The organism is Roseateles sp. (assembly GCF_039595295.1).
Lineage (GTDB): Bacteria > Pseudomonadota > Gammaproteobacteria > Burkholderiales > Burkholderiaceae_C > Roseateles.
The window spans coordinates 13,768-28,588 of record NZ_JBCNLU010000047.1 but is presented as its reverse complement, the minus strand read 5'-3'; the positions used below and the strand labels follow the sequence as shown (position 1 = coordinate 28,588).

Here is a 14,821-nt window from a genome sequence, read left to right as displayed (position 1 = left end):
GCGACGCGACGCTGCTGATGCACCTGGGCCAGAAGGCCGAGAAGGACCTGTCGGTGCTGGCCAACCCGGGCAGCGAGGAAGAGCGCATCCTGTTCGCCGCGATCAAGAAGAAGATCGCGGAAGACGCGACCTGGTACACCCGCAAGAGCGCCGAGATCATCGGCGTGACCGAGGAGACCACCACCGGCGTGCACCGCCTGAAGGAGATGTCGGACAAGGGCACGCTGCTGTTCCGCGCCATCAACGTCAACGACTCGGTCACCAAGAGCAAGTTCGACAACCTGTACGGCTGCCGCGAGTCGCTGGTCGACGGCATCAAGCGCGCCACCGACGTCATGATCGCCGGCAAGATCGCCGTGATCGCCGGCTATGGCGACGTGGGCAAGGGCTCGGCGCAGGCGATGCGCGCGCTGTCGGCCCAGGTCTGGGTTACCGAGATCGACCCGATCTGCGCGCTGCAGGCCGCGATGGAAGGCTTCCGCGTCGTGACGATGGAATACGCCGCCGACAAGGCCGACATCTTCGTGACCACGACCGGCAACAAGGGTGTGATCCGTCACGAGCACATGGCCGCGATGAAGCACAACGCCATCGTCTGCAACATCGGCCACTTCGACAACGAGATCGACATCGCGTCCATCGAGAAGTACGAGTGGGAAGAGATCAAGCCGCAGGTGGACCATGTGATCTTCCCGGACGGCAAGCGCATCATCCTGCTGGCCAAGGGCCGTCTGGTGAATCTGGGCTGCGGCACGGGCCACCCGAGCTACGTCATGTCCTCGAGCTTCGCCAACCAGACGATCGCCCAGATCGAGCTGTTCGCGCACAAGGACGCCTATGCCGTCGGCAAGGTCTACGTGCTGCCCAAGCACCTGGACGAGCACGTCGCCCGCCTGCAGCTCAAGACGCTGAACGCGCAGCTGAGCGAGCTGACCGACGAGCAGGCCGCCTACATCGGGGTGAGCAAGGCCGGTCCGTACAAGCCGGACACCTACCGCTATTGATAGCCCAACCGTCGAGCGACCCGAGAACCGACCATGCGTGCTGATCAGCTGCTTCTCTCCCTCGGCCTGGCGCCCACGCGCTCGGCCGCCCAGCGGCTGATCGACGCGCGCGCGGTCGAGTGGGAAGGCCCCAAGGGCTGGACCGTCGTGCGCAAGTGCGGCGAGGACTTGCGCGAGACCACCGCCCTGCGCGTGACGGACGACGCCGAGCTGCGTTACGTCTCGCGCGGCGGGCTCAAGCTCGAAGGCGCGCTGGCCAAGGCCGGCGTGTCGGCGGCGGGCCTCTCGGCGCTGGACATGGGTCAGAGCACCGGCGGCTTCACCGACGTGCTGCTCAAGGCGGGCGCGGCCCACGTGACCGGCATCGATGTCGGCCATGGCCAGTTGCACGAGACCTTGAAGGCCGATCCGCGCGTGACCGCCCATGAAGGCATGCACGTGAAGGACTTCGTTCCCGACGCGCCCTTCGATCTGGTCGTGGGCGACCTGAGCTTCATCTCGATGGTCGGCACGCTCAAGCACGTGGTGGGCTGGCTCAAGCCGCAGGGTCAGGCGCTGCTGCTGATCAAGCCGCAGTTCGAGCTCGGCCCCAAGGCCTTGAACAAGAACGGCATCGTCAAGGACAGGTCGCAGTACGTCGTGCTCAAGGAGCAGGCCGTGGCGGCTGCCGAGAAGCGCGAACTCGTCGTCAAGGGCTGGTTCGAAAGCCCGGTCACAGGCGGCGACGGCAACACCGAATTTTTCATCTGGGTTCAGAAACCATGACGACGCCTGTCAGCATCGAATTCTTCCCGCCCAACACGCCGGTGGGCACGGAGAAGCTCAAGACCGTCGTGCAGGAACTGCGCGCGGTGAATCCGCAGTATTTCAGCGTGACCTACGGGGCGGGCGGCTCCACGCGCGAGAAGACGCTGGCCACCGTGGCCGACATCGCCGCCCAGGGCTTCGACGCGGCCCCGCATCTATCCTGCGTCGGCTCCACGCGCGAGAACATCGCCGAGATCCTCGCGACCTACCGCGCGCAGAACATCCGCCGCGTGGTCGCGCTGCGCGGCGACCTGCCCAGCGGCACGGCCACGGCCGGCGAGTTCCGCTACGCGTCGGAGCTGGTGCGCTTCATCCGCGAGACGCAGGGCGAGGACTGGGACATCGAGGTCGCCGCCTACTGCGAGTACCACCCGCAGCAGCGCTACGCGGCGCGCGACCTGCAGTTCTTCGCCGACAAGGTGCGGGCCGGCGCCAGCGGCGCGATCACGCAGTTCTTTTACAACCCCGATGCCTACTTCCATTTCGTCGAGGCGTCGCGGGGGCTGGGCGTGGAAGTGCCGATCGTGCCGGGCATCATGCCGATCAACAACTTCTCGCGCATCGCGCAGTTCGCGCAGCGCGACGGGATCGAGATCCCGCGCTGGGTCGCGCTGAAGATGGAGGGCTACATGGACGATGCCGCGTCGGTACGCGCTTTCGGCCTGGACGTGGTCACCCGGTTGTGCGAGCGCCTGATCGCCGGCGGCGTGCCGGGGCTGCACTTCTATACGCTCAACCAGAGCGCGCTGACGCTGGAGTTGTGCGCGCGCCTCGGTCTCTCGACCCGGGCTTGATAAGACTCAAGCGGCGGGCGCTGTCACGGGACGTGACAGCGGCCCGCCGTCCTTCCTTGTGAAGGATCAAAAAGCGTGGTCCGGGGCGGTCGTTCAATCCTTGTCATCCCATTGACCAGGAGAACTCGCATGACCCGCATTTCCGTTCGTCGCTCTCATGTTCACGCTGCCGCGGCGGCCTCGCTCGCGGCGCTGACGCTGGCCGTCGCGATGCCGGCGCAGGCGCAATCGACGCCGTGGCTGCTGCGCGCGCGCGCCGTGAACATCGATTCGGCGGACAAGGACAGCACCGGCCTGGGCCTGTCGCTGAGCCGCAAGACGATTCCCGAAGTCGACATCAGCTACTTCATCACGCCCAACATCGCGACCGAGCTGATCCTGACCATCCCGCAAAAACACACGCTGCGCAGCAACGGCGCGAGCATCGGCAGCGTCAAGCACCTGCCGCCGACGCTGACGCTGCAGTACCACTTCAATCCCGAAGGCAGCTTCCGCCCCTACATCGGCGCAGGCGTGAACTACACGATCTTCTCCGGCGTGCATTTCGATCAAGCGGTGCAGACGGCGCTGGCGCCCAGCATCAAGAAGCACAGCATCGGCCTGGCCGCGCAAGCCGGCTTCGACGTGATGCTCGACAAGCAGTGGTCGATCAACGTCGACATCAAGAAGATCCAGATGGACACTGATGTGCGCTCCAAGGGCGCCTCCGTCGGCAAGTTCAAGATCAATCCGCTGCTGGTGGGCGTGGGGGTGGGGTATCGGTTCTGAGCGACACCGCGATCCCATGACGACGAAGGGCCCGCGAGGGCCCTTCTTCACTTTCGCGAGTGATCGGTCTCAGTCCAGCGCGGCAAACGCATCCCGCGTCATGTTCTCCGGCGCGCCGCTGTCGATGCAGGCGACGTCATCCTCGATCCGCACGCCGCCGAAGGCGCTCAGGTGCTTGACCAGCGCCCAGTCGACCTGCGCCGCCGCGGGCGTCGCGCGCAACTGCTCCAGCAGCATCGGGATGAAGTACAGCCCCGGCTCGATGGTCACCACCATGCCCGGCCGCAGCACCCGCGTCAGACGCAGATAGCGGTGACCCTCGGGCTTGTCGATCACGCCGCCGTCCTCATTCGCCATGAAGCCGCCGACGTCGTGGACTTGCAGACCCAGCAGATGGCCGATGCCGTGCGGCAGGAAGGTCGCGGTGACGCGCTGCGCCACCATCGCCTCCTCGTCCATCTTCACGATGCCCAGCTGACGCAGCACGCCGGCGATCTCGCGATGCGAGGCCAGATGCACGTCGCGGTAATCGACGCCCGCGCGCACGCCGTCGACCAGCCGCAGCTGCGCCGCTTCCATCGCATCGATCAGCGCCTGGAAGCTCGCGTCGCCGTTGCCGGTCGTGCGCGTGATGTCGGACGCGTAGCCCACGCTGTGCGCGCCCGCGTCGACCAGCAGGGACAGCGACTGCGCCGGCGCCTTCACGTCCTGGTACTGGTAATGCAGCACGGCCGCATGCTCGTTCAGCGCGACGATGTTGCCGTAGGGCAGATCGCGCTCGGCATGGCCGCTGGCCGCCAGATAGGACCGATGGATCTCCGCCTCCGAGCGCCCCTCGCGGAACGCGCGTTGCGCGGCCAGGTGCGCCTTCGCGCCCAGCGCAGACGCTTCGCGCAAGCGCAGCAGCTCATAGGGCGTCTTCACCGCGCGGGCGTAATGGAGCGGATTCAGGACTTCCGGCGGGTTGTTGGGCACCACGCCGTCCAGCGCGGCATCGGCCTCGCCAATGATGGCCAGCCGGCCCGGCACCTGCAGATGCTGGCGCGCCTCCTCCGCACGGCGCACGACGATCAGCTCGAAATGCTCGACCCAGAAGCCGCTCGGCGCGGCGGGCGGCACGTGCCAGTAGTCCTCGGGCTGGCAATAGACCAGACGCGGCTTGTGGCCGGGACGGATCACCAGCCAGCTGTCGGGATGCTGGACCAGCGGCACCCACAGCTTGAAGTGGGGATTGGTCTGGAAGACATAGGGCCGGTCGTCGAGGAAGGCGAACTTCTCGATGCCCGACGCGATCAAGAGCGCGTCGTAGCCGCCGCGCTGGAGCGCATGCTCGGTGCGGGCCTGCTGCTCGGCCAGGTGGGCCGCATACAAGGAATTCAGGGAAGAGGAATCAACGGACGTCATGCGCGGGGATTCTCCCAGACCAACCCCATCTCGGTGAGCATCGCATCCAGCCGGACGTCGTTGGGCTGCGCGGTCAGCGTGGGCTGGAAGCCGTGGCTGTAGCCGATGCCGACCACGATGGGCTTGGGCTCGATACGCGCGATGGTGCGCAGCATGAAGCCGCCCCCATAGCCCAGCCGGATGCCGCCCGGCCCGTAGCCCAGACACGGCAACAGCAGCAGTTGCGGATCGAAGGACTCGGTGTCCTTGGGCTTGGTGATGCCGGTACCGTCCTCTTCCATCGGGCAGCCGGGATACCAGACGTGGAAGCGCAACCGCTCTTCCTCGCGATCGACCACGGGCAGGCCGATGCGACGATTCGCGTCCACCTCGCTCCAGCGGAACAGGGCTGGGAGCGGATCGAATTCGCCCTTGATCGGCCAGTAGGCCGCGATGCGCAACTCCTTGCGCGCCACCAGCCACACGCGCAGCGTGCGCTGCAACTCGTCCGCCAGATCCAGCCGCCCCGGCAGGTCCAGGCGTTCCTGGATCAGCCGCTCGCGCAAGGCCTTGCGGTCCGTGGCGATGGCGGGGGACAGGGGGTGCTTGTCGTTCGGAAGGTCCATCCGGCTCCCTTCGGGCCAGACGCGGCCCAGGAAGCGGCGATTGTGGCCGTGACGCGTGGCATGCGCCAGAGGAGATGACTACAGTCGGCCCTCATGGCACGAGGCACCACCACCACCGGCACCGTCCGCCGCGTCACCGGCGCCGGCAGCGATTTCGCCAACCACTGCATGGAGTTGCTCAGCCCGCTCGGGCCGGTGCTGGCGCGCCGGATGTTCGGCGGCTTCGGGCTCTACGTGGACGACCTGTTCCTCGCGATCATCAGCCGCGACGAGCTCTATCTGAAAGCCGACGCCCAGAGCCAGCCCCGCTACGAGGCGGCGGGCTGCGAGCCCTTCCGCTACGCGCGCACCGGCAAGGACGGGCGCGAGGAAGTCGCCAGCCTGAATTACTTCCGGCCGCCGGAGGAGACGCTGGAATCCCCGGCGCTGATGCTGCCCTGGGGGCGCGTCGCGATGGAATCGGCCTTGCGCTCGGCCAACTCGAAGGCGAAGACGAGCACGCCGAAGAAGAGGGCCGGCACCACCGCCGCCCCCAGCACCGAGAAGAAAGCGAAGCCGCTCACGGCCGCCTCCCCGCTCAAGCGCCCGCGAGCCGCAGGCCGAAAGTCGGGAGCCGGCTGACGCGGCGCTCGGTGCGCGCGGCGCAGACGCTGGGCGGCACCAGCAGCTGGAAGCGCGCGGCCGGCCAGGCTTCGACGACCAGCTCCGAGCCGTCCTCGACGACCAGCGTGTCGCCGGCGTTCAGCCACACGTCCTCGGCCGGCAGCGACAGCGCGCCGCGCTGGGTCAACCAGACGCGCCCTTCCAGGACGCGCAGCTCGCGGCGGCCCGGGCCGATCGGCAACGACATCGCCTCGCCCTGAGACAAAGTCCACGCCGCGTCGCCGTGCGTGACCTGGATTGATGACTTTTGCGTGACGTTCATGGTCTACCCCTCGCCCGTCGAGACCCGCGCGCATCGGCGGCATTCCTCGTGAGCATGGCGGAATATTAGGGTTCGCCCGCAGTCCGGTCCAATGAGTCTTCTCACGCGGATTGATACCATCCGCGCATGAATCAGCCCCGAAATCGCCCACTCGCGGTGGGCGCGCTGCGCGCCTTCGAAGCCGTCGCCCGGCGGCTGAGCTTCAGCGGCGCCGCCGAGGAACTGTTCCTGACCCAATCTGCCGTCAGCCGCCAGATCCGATCGCTGGAAGAGGAACTCGGCGCCACGCTCTTCCTGCGCGGCACTCGGCATGTGGAGCTCACGCCCGACGGCAAGCTGCTGCAGACGGCGGTGGAGTCCATCCTCGACCGCCTGGACGGGACGGTGCGCCAGATCCGCAGCACGCGTGGCCGGCGCGTGGTCAACGTGACGACCTTCGCGTCCTTTGCCTCGCTGTGGCTGATCCCGCGGCTGGAGGCCTTCCAGCGCGCGCACCCGGACATGGACATCCGCGTCTCCGCCCACGACCAGCTGGTGGATCTGGAGGACAGCGAGGTCGACATCGCGCTGCGCTACGCGACCCCGGGCCGGGGCGTGCCACCGACGGCGCAGCGCATGTTCGGCGAGGTGCTGACCCCGGTGGTGAATCCCTGGGTCGCCGCCCAGGCCGCGGAGGGCAAGGGCCCCGCGCTGAGCGAGGCGGCCGACCTGCGCCAGTACACGCTGGCCGAGGAAGACGACCAGCGCCCCAGCGGCCTGTTCCTGAGCTGGCGCCGCTGGCTGGCCCTGCACGGCGCGCCGGACCTGCAGCCGCGGCGCTGGATGTACCTGAACTTCACCTACCAGCAGATCCAGGCGGCGGTGTCCGGCCAGGCGGTCGCACTGGCGCGGCTGCCGCTGATCATCGAGGCCCTGCAGCGCGGCGAGCTGGTCGAGCCTTTCGGCCGCGGCGGTCGCACCGACTGCCCGACGGTCTATTGGCTGATGCTGTCGCCGCACGGGCGCTCGCGGCCGGAGGTGGTCGAGTTCGCGCGCTGGATCGGGGAGCAGGCCGCCCTCACCCGCCGCGCGATCGGCGAGGCCGATCCGCCGATCGACGAGCGATCGACCTGAGCCGCCCCTCAGGGCGCGATGACTTCGCGCTCGGTCAGGACCACCGTCATCGCCTGGTCGTGCGGCAGGACCTCGAAGGCCGCCTCGCAGCAAGCCCAGGCCAGTCCGATCGTGGTCACGCCGGGATGGGCCTCGATCCAGCGGTCGAAGTAGCCGCCGCCATAACCCATGCGGAAGGCCTCGCGGGTGTAGCCCAGGCAGGGCACCAGCAGTACTTCCGGCACCAGCACCGGCCCGGCGCAGCTGGGGATGCCGCACTCGTCCTTGAGCGTCGGCTCCCGGCCGTCCCAGCGTCGGAATTCCATCGATGCGGGCCCACGATCGCCGGCCTTGCGCGCGAAGGGCAGCGCGAGTTGCATCTGCGCGCTCAGCTTGTGCGCCGCGGCCCAAGCCGCTGCGTTAAATTCCCCCTCCAGCGGCCAGTACAGGCCGAGGCTCAGCGGCTCGAGCTGGTGCAGCAGTTGCAGCAACTGCTCGCCCAGCCGATCGGTCGCGAGAGGGGCCTCGGCGCTGGCCGACCATTCACGGCGGCGCGCCAGCAAGGCGCGGCGCAGCTCGCTTCGCTCATGGGGCCAGGTCTTGCCGGCGCCGGTTTCGGCACCGGACGGGGTCGGATCCTTGGGGGAGGCATTCATCGCAGTTCGGCATGAAGTTCGCTCGGATCACTGTAACCGCCCTCGCCTGCGCGACCGTGTCGGCCCTGGCCGCGCTCGCCTCCCTGGCGCCGCTGTCCGCCGCCGCGCAGGCGCCCTCGAATTTCAAGGTCGTGGCCAACCCGCTGCCGCCGCTGCCGGACCTGGTCACCGACGCCCGCGAGGCCTGGCGGGTGCGCGATCGCGCCAAGCTCGGCGCGATGCGACAAGCGGCTTTCGACCAGCAGCATCCGCTCGCGCCCTGGTTCGATTACTGGGAGCTCAACGCCCGCCTGTCCGAGGCGCAGCAGCCCGAGCTCAACGCCTTCTATGCGCGCTGGCCAGGCAGCTATGTCGAGGACCGGCTGCGCAACGACTGGCTGCTGGAGCTGGGCCACCGCCGCGACTGGGCCAACTTCCGACGCGACCTGGCCGCCTACAAGATGCAGGACGACCGCGAGGTGGTCTGCTACACGCTGCTGGCCGACCCGCCCAAGCGTGAGCTGCGCGACAGCGCCCGCACGGCGTGGTTCGCGCAGCGCGACGCCGACGAGGGCTGCAACATGCTGGCGGCCACGCTGCACGAGAACGGCGTGTTCAAGGACGCGGACGTGTGGCGCAAGCTGCGGCTGGTGGTGGAGACCAACAAGCCGCGCGCGGTGAAGCAGGCCGCGGCGCTGCTGTCCAAGGCCGATCAGGACGCGGTCGCCGAGCTGATGGACAAGCCCGAGCGCTATCTGAAGCGCAAGGGCGCGGCCTCGCCCCGGGCCAAGGCGGAGCTGACCTTGCTGGCGCTGATGCGCCTGGCCGCGACGGACTACGACAAGTCCGAGGACGACGTGAAGCGCTGGGCCCCCAAGCTGCCGGGCGAGCTGTCCGCCTGGCTGTGGGCCCAGTACGGCCGTCAGGCCGCGCTGCGGCTCAAGGATGAGGCCAGCGATCATTTCGAGCGCGCGATCAAGCTCCAGGCCAAGGCCCGCGAGCCCATCGAATGGAGCGACGACACGATCACCTGGATCGCCCGCGCCGCGCTGCGCGCTGACAACGGCGCCGGCCGTCCCGCGCAGCTGCTGGCCGCCATCGAGCTGATGAAGCCGGCGGACCAGAAGGACATCGGCTGGCAATACTGGCGCGCCAAGGCGCAGCAACAGCTGGCCGACAAGGGACCGGCCGGCGATGCGCAGCGCCGCGAGGCGCAGGAGTCGCTGCGGGCAATGGCCTCGCCGCTGAACTTCTACGGCAAGCTGGCCGCGGACGAGCTCAAGCTGCGCCTGCCGCTGCCACCCACACCGGCCGAGCTGACGGCCCAGGAGCGCGCCTTCGTCCAACAGCAGGCGGGCATCCAGCGCGCGCTGCAGCTGCTGGCCGTGGGCCTGCGCAGCGAGGGCCAGCGCGAGTGGAACTTCAGCCTGCGCGGCCTGTCCGACCGCGAGCTGATGGCCGTCGCCCAGACCGCCTGCGAGCGCGAGCTCTGGGAGCGCTGCATTCAGACCAGCGAGCGCACCAGGGGCGAGATCGATCTGGCTCAGCGCTTCCCCATGCCTTACCGCGCGGAGGTGTTCAAGACGGCGACGGCGGCGGGCCTCGATCCGGCCTATGTCTACGGGCTGATCCGGCAGGAGTCGCGCTTCATGATGGACGCGCGCTCGCACGTGGGCGCCGGCGGCCTGATGCAGGTGATGCCGGCCACCGCCAAGTGGACCGCCAAGAAGCTGGGCGTGGACTTCAAGCCCGACATGCTGCATGACCGCGACACCAACCTGCGCCTGGGCACCGGCTATCTGAAGCTGGTGATGGACAGCTTCGAGGGCTCGCAGGCCATGGCTGCGGCGGCCTACAACGCCGGGCCGGGCCGGCCCCGCCGCTGGCGCGAGGGCCCGCCGCTGGACGCCGCCATCTGGACCGAGAACATCCCCATCTGGGAGACCCGCGACTACGTGCGCAAGGTGCTGTCCAACGCGACCATCTACGCCCAGCTGATGGGCCGCGAGGGCGGCACGCTGCTGCGCGACCGCCTGGGCCGCGTCATCGGTCCGGCCGGCATGCCGCCGCAGGAAATCCCCGCCAACGGCAACTGAGAATTGAAGAAGAAAGCGACTCCCTCCATGCAACTGGTCATCGGCAACAAGAATTACTCGTCCTGGTCGATGCGGCCCTGGGTCCTGCTCAAGGGCCTCGGCATCGAGTTCGAAGAACTGGTGGTGCGCTTCGACTTCGAGCCGGGCTCGGCCTTCTATCGCGCGCTGGCGCCGCTGACGCCCACGCTCAAGGTCCCAGTGCTGGTCGACGAGGGCCTGTCGGTGTGGGACTCGCTGGCCATCGTCGAATACATCGCCGAGCGCTTCCCCGACAAGCCGGTCTGGCCGCGCGACGCCCGCCAGCGCGCCCGCGCGCGCAGCCTGTGCGCGGAGATGCACAGCGGCTTCGGCCAGCTGCGCAGCCTGTGCCCGATGAACATCGACGCCAAGCTGGCCTTCGTCGGTCAACGGCTGCTCGCGACCGAGCCCAGCCTGCACCGCGACTTGGCCCGCATCGCCGAGCTCTGGACCGATGCGCTGGCGCAGAGCGGCGGCCCCTTCCTGTTCGGCGAGTTCGGCGCGGTGGACGCGTTCTTCGCGCCGGTGGTGATGCGGGTGACCCGCTACGGCCTGCCGCTGCCCGCGTCGCTGCAGGACTACGTCGACCGCCTCCAGCAGGCGCCAGGCGTGCGCGAATGGATCGCCGACGCGCTGGCCGAGAAGGACTTCCTGGACATCCAGGAGCCTTATCGCGACGTGCGCGGCCAGGTGCCGGTGCTCAAGCGCTGAATCGGCGCTGAGCGACGCTGAGCAAAAGCCGAAAAGAAACCGCCTCCGATGCCCGAGGGCAAGGGAGGCGGCGAGATCGGTCTGAAGTCTGGATCGAGATCGAGAAAGGCCGCTGCGTTCGCGGCGAGAAGCCCCGTGATCAGTGGTCGCGGCGGCGGCGGACCAGGAATCCGGCTGCCAGCAGGCCGACGAGCATCATGGCCTGGTTCTGCGGTTCGTTGACGAAGGACGGCGCGGTGACGGCGTCCTCCTGCTCGTTCACATCGGGCAATTGCGGGGCGCTGGGCTGGCTCTGGCCGACGAAACTGGATTCGGCGGTCACGGCGACCTGGGGGGTCGCGGAGGTCGGTTCCTGGACTTGCGCCTGAGCGGACAGACCGAAGCCGCTCAACAGGAGCCAAAGGACTGCTTTCATTCTTAAACTCCCACTGCTCGACCTGCCTGCCTTACACGTGCGTCTCTCTCGGTAAGTCGGCCTGTTGAAACAGGCACTGTTGTGCAGGAGGTCCTTGGTGAATATACGGATTCGCAGCCTAAGGGAGCACCCCACAGACTGGGGATGTTGCGCCGCAACATGAGTATTCAAATGTTTCTCGTCGGGGGTGCCGTTCGCGACGCCCTGCTGGGCCTGCCGGTGCAGGACCGCGATTGGGTGGTTGTCGGTGAGACGCCCAAGTCCTTGATCGACAAGGGATTTGTTCCTGTCGGCAAGGATTTCCCGGTCTTCCTGGATCCCGTGACCCATGAAGAGGTGGCACTGGCCCGGACCGAGCGCAAGACTGGATCCGGATACCACGGTTTCCAGTTCCACACGGACCCTGGCGTCACGCTCGAAGAAGACCTGATCCGCCGTGACCTGACCATCAATGCGATGGCCCGGGGGGCGGACGGCGTGCTCGTCGACCCCCACGGCGGCCAGCGCGATCTCGCGGCGCGGGTGCTGCGGCATGTGTCGCCGGCCTTCGCGGAGGATCCGGTGCGCATCCTGAGGCTCGCGCGCTTCGCGGCCCGCTTCGGCGATTTCAGCGTCGCCCCCGAGACCATGGATCTGATGCGCGAGATGGTCGCCGCCGGCGAGGCCGATGCGCTGGTTGCCGAGCGCGTCTGGCAGGAGATCGCCCGCGGTCTGATGGAGGCCCACCCGGCGAGAATGATCGAGATCCTGCGCGACTGCGGCGCGCTGGCGCGGATCGCGCCGGAGCTGGATCGGCTCTTCGGCGTCCCCCAGCCCGAGGCGCACCATCCCGAGATCGACACCGGCGTTCACCTTCTGCTGGTCCTTCAGGAATGCGCGCGGGTCCAGGCACCGCTGCCGGTGCGCTATGCCGCGCTGTGCCACGACCTGGGCAAGGGGGTGACGCCGCGCGATGAATGGCCCCGGCACCTGAGGCACGAGACCCGCAGCGAGAAGCTGGCGATCGCGCTGTCTCAGCGCTGGCGCGTGTCGTCGGAGTGCAAGGAGCTGGCCGAGCTGGTGGCGCGCGAGCACACGCACGTGCATCAAAGCCTGGACTTCAGCCCCGAGGCGCAACTGCGGCTGATCGAGCGCTGCGACGCGCTGCGCCGGCCGGAGCGCTTCGCGCAGCTGCTGCTGGCCTGCGAGTGCGATGCGCGGGGGCGCGCCGGTCTGCAGGACCGCGAGTATCCGCAGCGCGCGAAGCTGCTGGCGGCGCTGCAGCGGGTGCAGGCGGTGGATCAGGCGGCGATCTCAGCCGCGGCCTTGGCCGAGGGCAAGAAGGGCCCGGCCATCGGGCAGGCGATCCAGGCGGCGCGGCTTGCGGCGCTGCGTGAAGCTCGGTGAGTTGAGCGCAGGGCATCAGCGACTCCGGGGAAGCCCCCTCCCCCATTGGACGGGGCACCGGGAAAACGACGACACCCGCGGTCCCCCATGCGCGGGCGCGCGACCTACAGTCCGCGCCCATGTCTGGTCTGCCACCCCAATCGCCGCCAGTGTCGTCGCTGGAGTCATCGTTGGATTCGTCGTCGATGACGCCGCCATCCTCGCCCGAGCGGCGCCGCTGGATCTCGGCGGCGGCCGTCACGGCGATGCTGCCCGGCTGGCCCGTTTCGCCAGCCCTCGCCGCCGAGGCCGACACGCCGCCCGGCAAGCCCACGGCCTCCACAAGCGAGGCCGCGATCAGCGCCTCGCTCGATCTGTTCTTCTCGCAGCCCACGATCCACAGCGCCAGCCTGTCTCCCGACGGCCGCCATCTGGCCATGGTCGGCACCGGCGACCGGCGCCCCGTGGCCCTGGTGCAGGAGCTCGCGACGCAGAAGACCATCGCGGTGATGCCCAACGCCAGCGAGCGGCCGTTCTGGCGCTCCGGCGCTCTGGGCGACGTGGTCGATCTCACCTGGATCGACACCGATCTGCTCATCGTCCGGATGACGCGCAGCACCTCCATGGTGCTGCGACCGAGCAGCGAGCTGGTTGCGACGCTCAAGGGCACTTTCGTTGAGCAGCTTCCGGACCAGCCGGACGGAAAGAAGTCTGTGCTGTCGATTCACGACGACGTGATGCACTGGGTGGACGTGCCCGACGGCGAGCAGGTGGAGATCATCCCGCTGCTGCCCGCCACGCCCCGGCACTGGGCCTTCGACGCCAAGGGCAGGCTGCGCGCGGCGACGACCGTCAAGTCGTCTGGAGCGGACGAGCCCGTCTGGACCCAGTGGTATCTGCCTCCGGGCGCCAAGGCCAAATGGCAGCAACTGGAGCAGACCACGGACTTCGAGGCGGTCTGGCAACCCCTTCGTGTGCTGGACGACGGCGAGATCGTCGTGCGCGCGCGGACAGGTCGCGACACCTTCGCCGTGTTCCGCTACGACCCGAATCGGCGCCAGCTCGGCGAACTGATGGCGGGCCATCCCACCGAGGATTTCCTGGGCAAGGAGCGCCTGGACATGGGCGGTTACGACTCGGCCGTCACCGGCGGCCTCCGGCGCCAGGAGTACTGGTTCGACGAGCGCCGGACCCGTCTGCAGAAGGCCGTCGACCAGGCCTTGCCCGGCAAGCTCAACCGGCTGATCGGCAAACGCGATGCGGCACACGTGCTGGTGCACAGCCGCAGCGACGTGGATCCGGGGCGCTGGTACAGCCTGGACACGACGGGGATGGTCATTGCGCCGGTGGGCGTCGCACGGCCCGACATCAATCCCGGCCACATGCGCCCGGTGACCGCCTACCGCTATCCGGCGCGCGACGGCCTGAACATCCCGGCCTACCTGACTCGCCCCAGGAGCGACGGACCCGCGCCGACGGTGGTGCTTCTGCGCGGCAATCCGATCCATCGCGACGACTGGGGCTGGGATGCCGAAGTCCAGTGGCTGGCCGCGCAAGGGTTCGCGGTCTTCCAGCCGCAGGTCCGCGGCTCCTTCGGCTTTGGCCGCGCGTATCAGGCCGCTGGCTATGGGCAATGGGGTCGCGCGATGCAGGACGACATCACCGACGGCGTCCAGCAGTTGATCGCTCGCGGCATCGCGGATCCGGCGCGCATCGCCATCGTCGGATCCAGCTACGGCGGCTATGCCGCGATGTGGGGACTGGCGACGACGCCCAAGCTCTACCGCTGCGGGATCAGCCTCTCCGGCATCAGCGATCCGGTCGAGTTCCTGCGCACCACGCGGACCAAGGAGACGCCGCCGGACGTGCTCGCGCTGCGTCGACGCCTGATGGGCGATCCCTCGGTCGATGCGGCGGCCTTGCGGGCGGTCGCGCCGATCACGCAGGTCGATCGCATCGAGGCACCGCTGCTGCTGGCGCATCCCATCGAGGACCGCATCGTGCCGCGCGATCAGAGCGAGACCATGGTGCGCGCACTGACGGCGCTCGGCAAACGCGTCGAGTGGCTGCCGCTGAACGGGGACCACGTGCCGACCGTCGCCGAGGAGTCGCAGCAGCGCCTCTACCGCCAGCGGATGCTGGCCTTCCTCAACCGCCACCTGGCAGCGAAGGCGGATTGAGG

The 14,821-nt window shown here is 68.6% G+C and carries 15 protein-coding genes; 10 read left to right on the top strand and 5 right to left on the bottom strand.

From position 1 onward, the window contains the following. From ABDW59_RS22075 to ABDW59_RS22060, 4 genes are all read left to right on the top strand, one after another. A partial coding sequence (locus ABDW59_RS22075) for an adenosylhomocysteinase (protein ID WP_343633182.1) occupies nucleotides 1-1,004 on the top strand: 1,004 nt, incomplete at its 5' end. Nucleotides 1,005-1,037: 33 nt separating this feature from the next. Next, nucleotides 1,038-1,769: a TlyA family RNA methyltransferase gene (locus ABDW59_RS22070; protein WP_343633180.1), complete on the top strand. Its 732-nt coding sequence runs from the start codon at nucleotides 1,038-1,040 to the stop codon at nucleotides 1,767-1,769. Then, a complete protein-coding gene (metF, locus tag ABDW59_RS22065) occupies nucleotides 1,766-2,605 on the top strand; it encodes a methylenetetrahydrofolate reductase [NAD(P)H] (protein WP_343633178.1) in 840 nt (279 codons plus the stop codon). Before ABDW59_RS22070 ends, metF begins: the two co-directional genes overlap by 4 nt. Nucleotides 2,606-2,734: 129 nt before the next feature. Beyond that, the gene (locus tag ABDW59_RS22060; RefSeq protein WP_343633176.1) at nucleotides 2,735-3,373 is read left to right on the top strand and encodes an OmpW family outer membrane protein; all 639 of its coding nucleotides are present in this window, start codon (nucleotides 2,735-2,737) and stop codon (nucleotides 3,371-3,373) included. Between the two features lie 69 nt (nucleotides 3,374-3,442). Here the strand turns inward: ABDW59_RS22060 and pepQ are convergent, their stop codons facing one another. Both pepQ and ABDW59_RS22050 read right to left on the bottom strand, forming a co-directional pair. After that, nucleotides 3,443-4,777, bottom strand: coding sequence for a Xaa-Pro dipeptidase (gene pepQ, locus ABDW59_RS22055; RefSeq protein WP_343633174.1), 1,335 nt, complete (start codon nucleotides 4,775-4,777; stop codon nucleotides 3,443-3,445). After that, nucleotides 4,774-5,382, bottom strand: coding sequence for a 5-formyltetrahydrofolate cyclo-ligase (locus tag ABDW59_RS22050; RefSeq protein ID WP_343633172.1), 609 nt, complete (start codon nucleotides 5,380-5,382; stop codon nucleotides 4,774-4,776). The genes pepQ and ABDW59_RS22050 overlap by 4 nt, the downstream gene beginning before the upstream one ends. A 93-nt stretch (nucleotides 5,383-5,475) precedes the next feature. On the opposite strand from ABDW59_RS22050, the gene ABDW59_RS22045 reads away from it, so the two are divergent. Next, nucleotides 5,476-6,003 (top strand): TfoX/Sxy family protein, encoded by a 528-nt coding sequence (locus tag ABDW59_RS22045; protein ID WP_343633170.1) that lies wholly within the window; start codon nucleotides 5,476-5,478, stop codon nucleotides 6,001-6,003. On the opposite strand, the gene ABDW59_RS22040 is transcribed toward ABDW59_RS22045, so the two are convergent. Then, nucleotides 5,960-6,307, bottom strand: coding sequence for a DUF2917 domain-containing protein (locus ABDW59_RS22040; RefSeq protein ID WP_343633168.1), 348 nt, complete (start codon nucleotides 6,305-6,307; stop codon nucleotides 5,960-5,962). The two genes, ABDW59_RS22045 and ABDW59_RS22040, sit on opposite strands and share 44 nt — an antisense overlap. A gap of 126 nt (nucleotides 6,308-6,433) precedes the next feature. On the opposite strand from ABDW59_RS22040, the gene ABDW59_RS22035 reads away from it, so the two are divergent. Further along, nucleotides 6,434-7,420, top strand: coding sequence for a LysR family transcriptional regulator (locus tag ABDW59_RS22035; protein ID WP_343633166.1), 987 nt, complete (start codon nucleotides 6,434-6,436; stop codon nucleotides 7,418-7,420). 8 nt (nucleotides 7,421-7,428) lie between these two features. On the opposite strand, the gene ABDW59_RS22030 is transcribed toward ABDW59_RS22035, so the two are convergent. Then, complete coding sequence (locus ABDW59_RS22030; protein ID WP_343633164.1) at nucleotides 7,429-8,055, bottom strand: 5-formyltetrahydrofolate cyclo-ligase; 627 nt, start codon at nucleotides 8,053-8,055, stop codon at nucleotides 7,429-7,431. Between the two features lie 11 nt (nucleotides 8,056-8,066). On the opposite strand from ABDW59_RS22030, the gene ABDW59_RS22025 reads away from it, so the two are divergent. Both ABDW59_RS22025 and ABDW59_RS22020 read left to right on the top strand, forming a co-directional pair. Continuing rightward, nucleotides 8,067-10,130 (top strand): transglycosylase SLT domain-containing protein, encoded by a 2,064-nt coding sequence (locus tag ABDW59_RS22025; protein ID WP_343633162.1) that lies wholly within the window; start codon nucleotides 8,067-8,069, stop codon nucleotides 10,128-10,130. Between the two features lie 27 nt (nucleotides 10,131-10,157). Beyond that, nucleotides 10,158-10,859 (top strand): glutathione S-transferase family protein, encoded by a 702-nt coding sequence (locus ABDW59_RS22020; protein ID WP_343633160.1) that lies wholly within the window; start codon nucleotides 10,158-10,160, stop codon nucleotides 10,857-10,859. 139 nt (nucleotides 10,860-10,998) lie between these two features. Here the strand turns inward: ABDW59_RS22020 and ABDW59_RS22015 are convergent, their stop codons facing one another. Next, nucleotides 10,999-11,274, bottom strand: a complete 276-nt coding sequence (locus ABDW59_RS22015; RefSeq protein ID WP_343633158.1) for a hypothetical protein — start codon at nucleotides 11,272-11,274, stop codon at nucleotides 10,999-11,001. 159 nt (nucleotides 11,275-11,433) lie between these two features. Here ABDW59_RS22015 and ABDW59_RS22010 point away from each other — a divergent pair, with 159 nt between their 5' ends. Together ABDW59_RS22010 and ABDW59_RS22005 are read left to right on the top strand one after the other, a co-directional pair. After that, nucleotides 11,434-12,660, top strand: coding sequence for a multifunctional CCA addition/repair protein (locus tag ABDW59_RS22010; RefSeq protein ID WP_343633156.1), 1,227 nt, complete (start codon nucleotides 11,434-11,436; stop codon nucleotides 12,658-12,660). A gap of 185 nt (nucleotides 12,661-12,845) precedes the next feature. Beyond that, a complete protein-coding gene (locus tag ABDW59_RS22005) occupies nucleotides 12,846-14,819 on the top strand; it encodes an alpha/beta fold hydrolase (RefSeq protein WP_343633154.1) in 1,974 nt (657 codons plus the stop codon). Nucleotides 14,820-14,821: the final 2 nt, after the last annotated feature.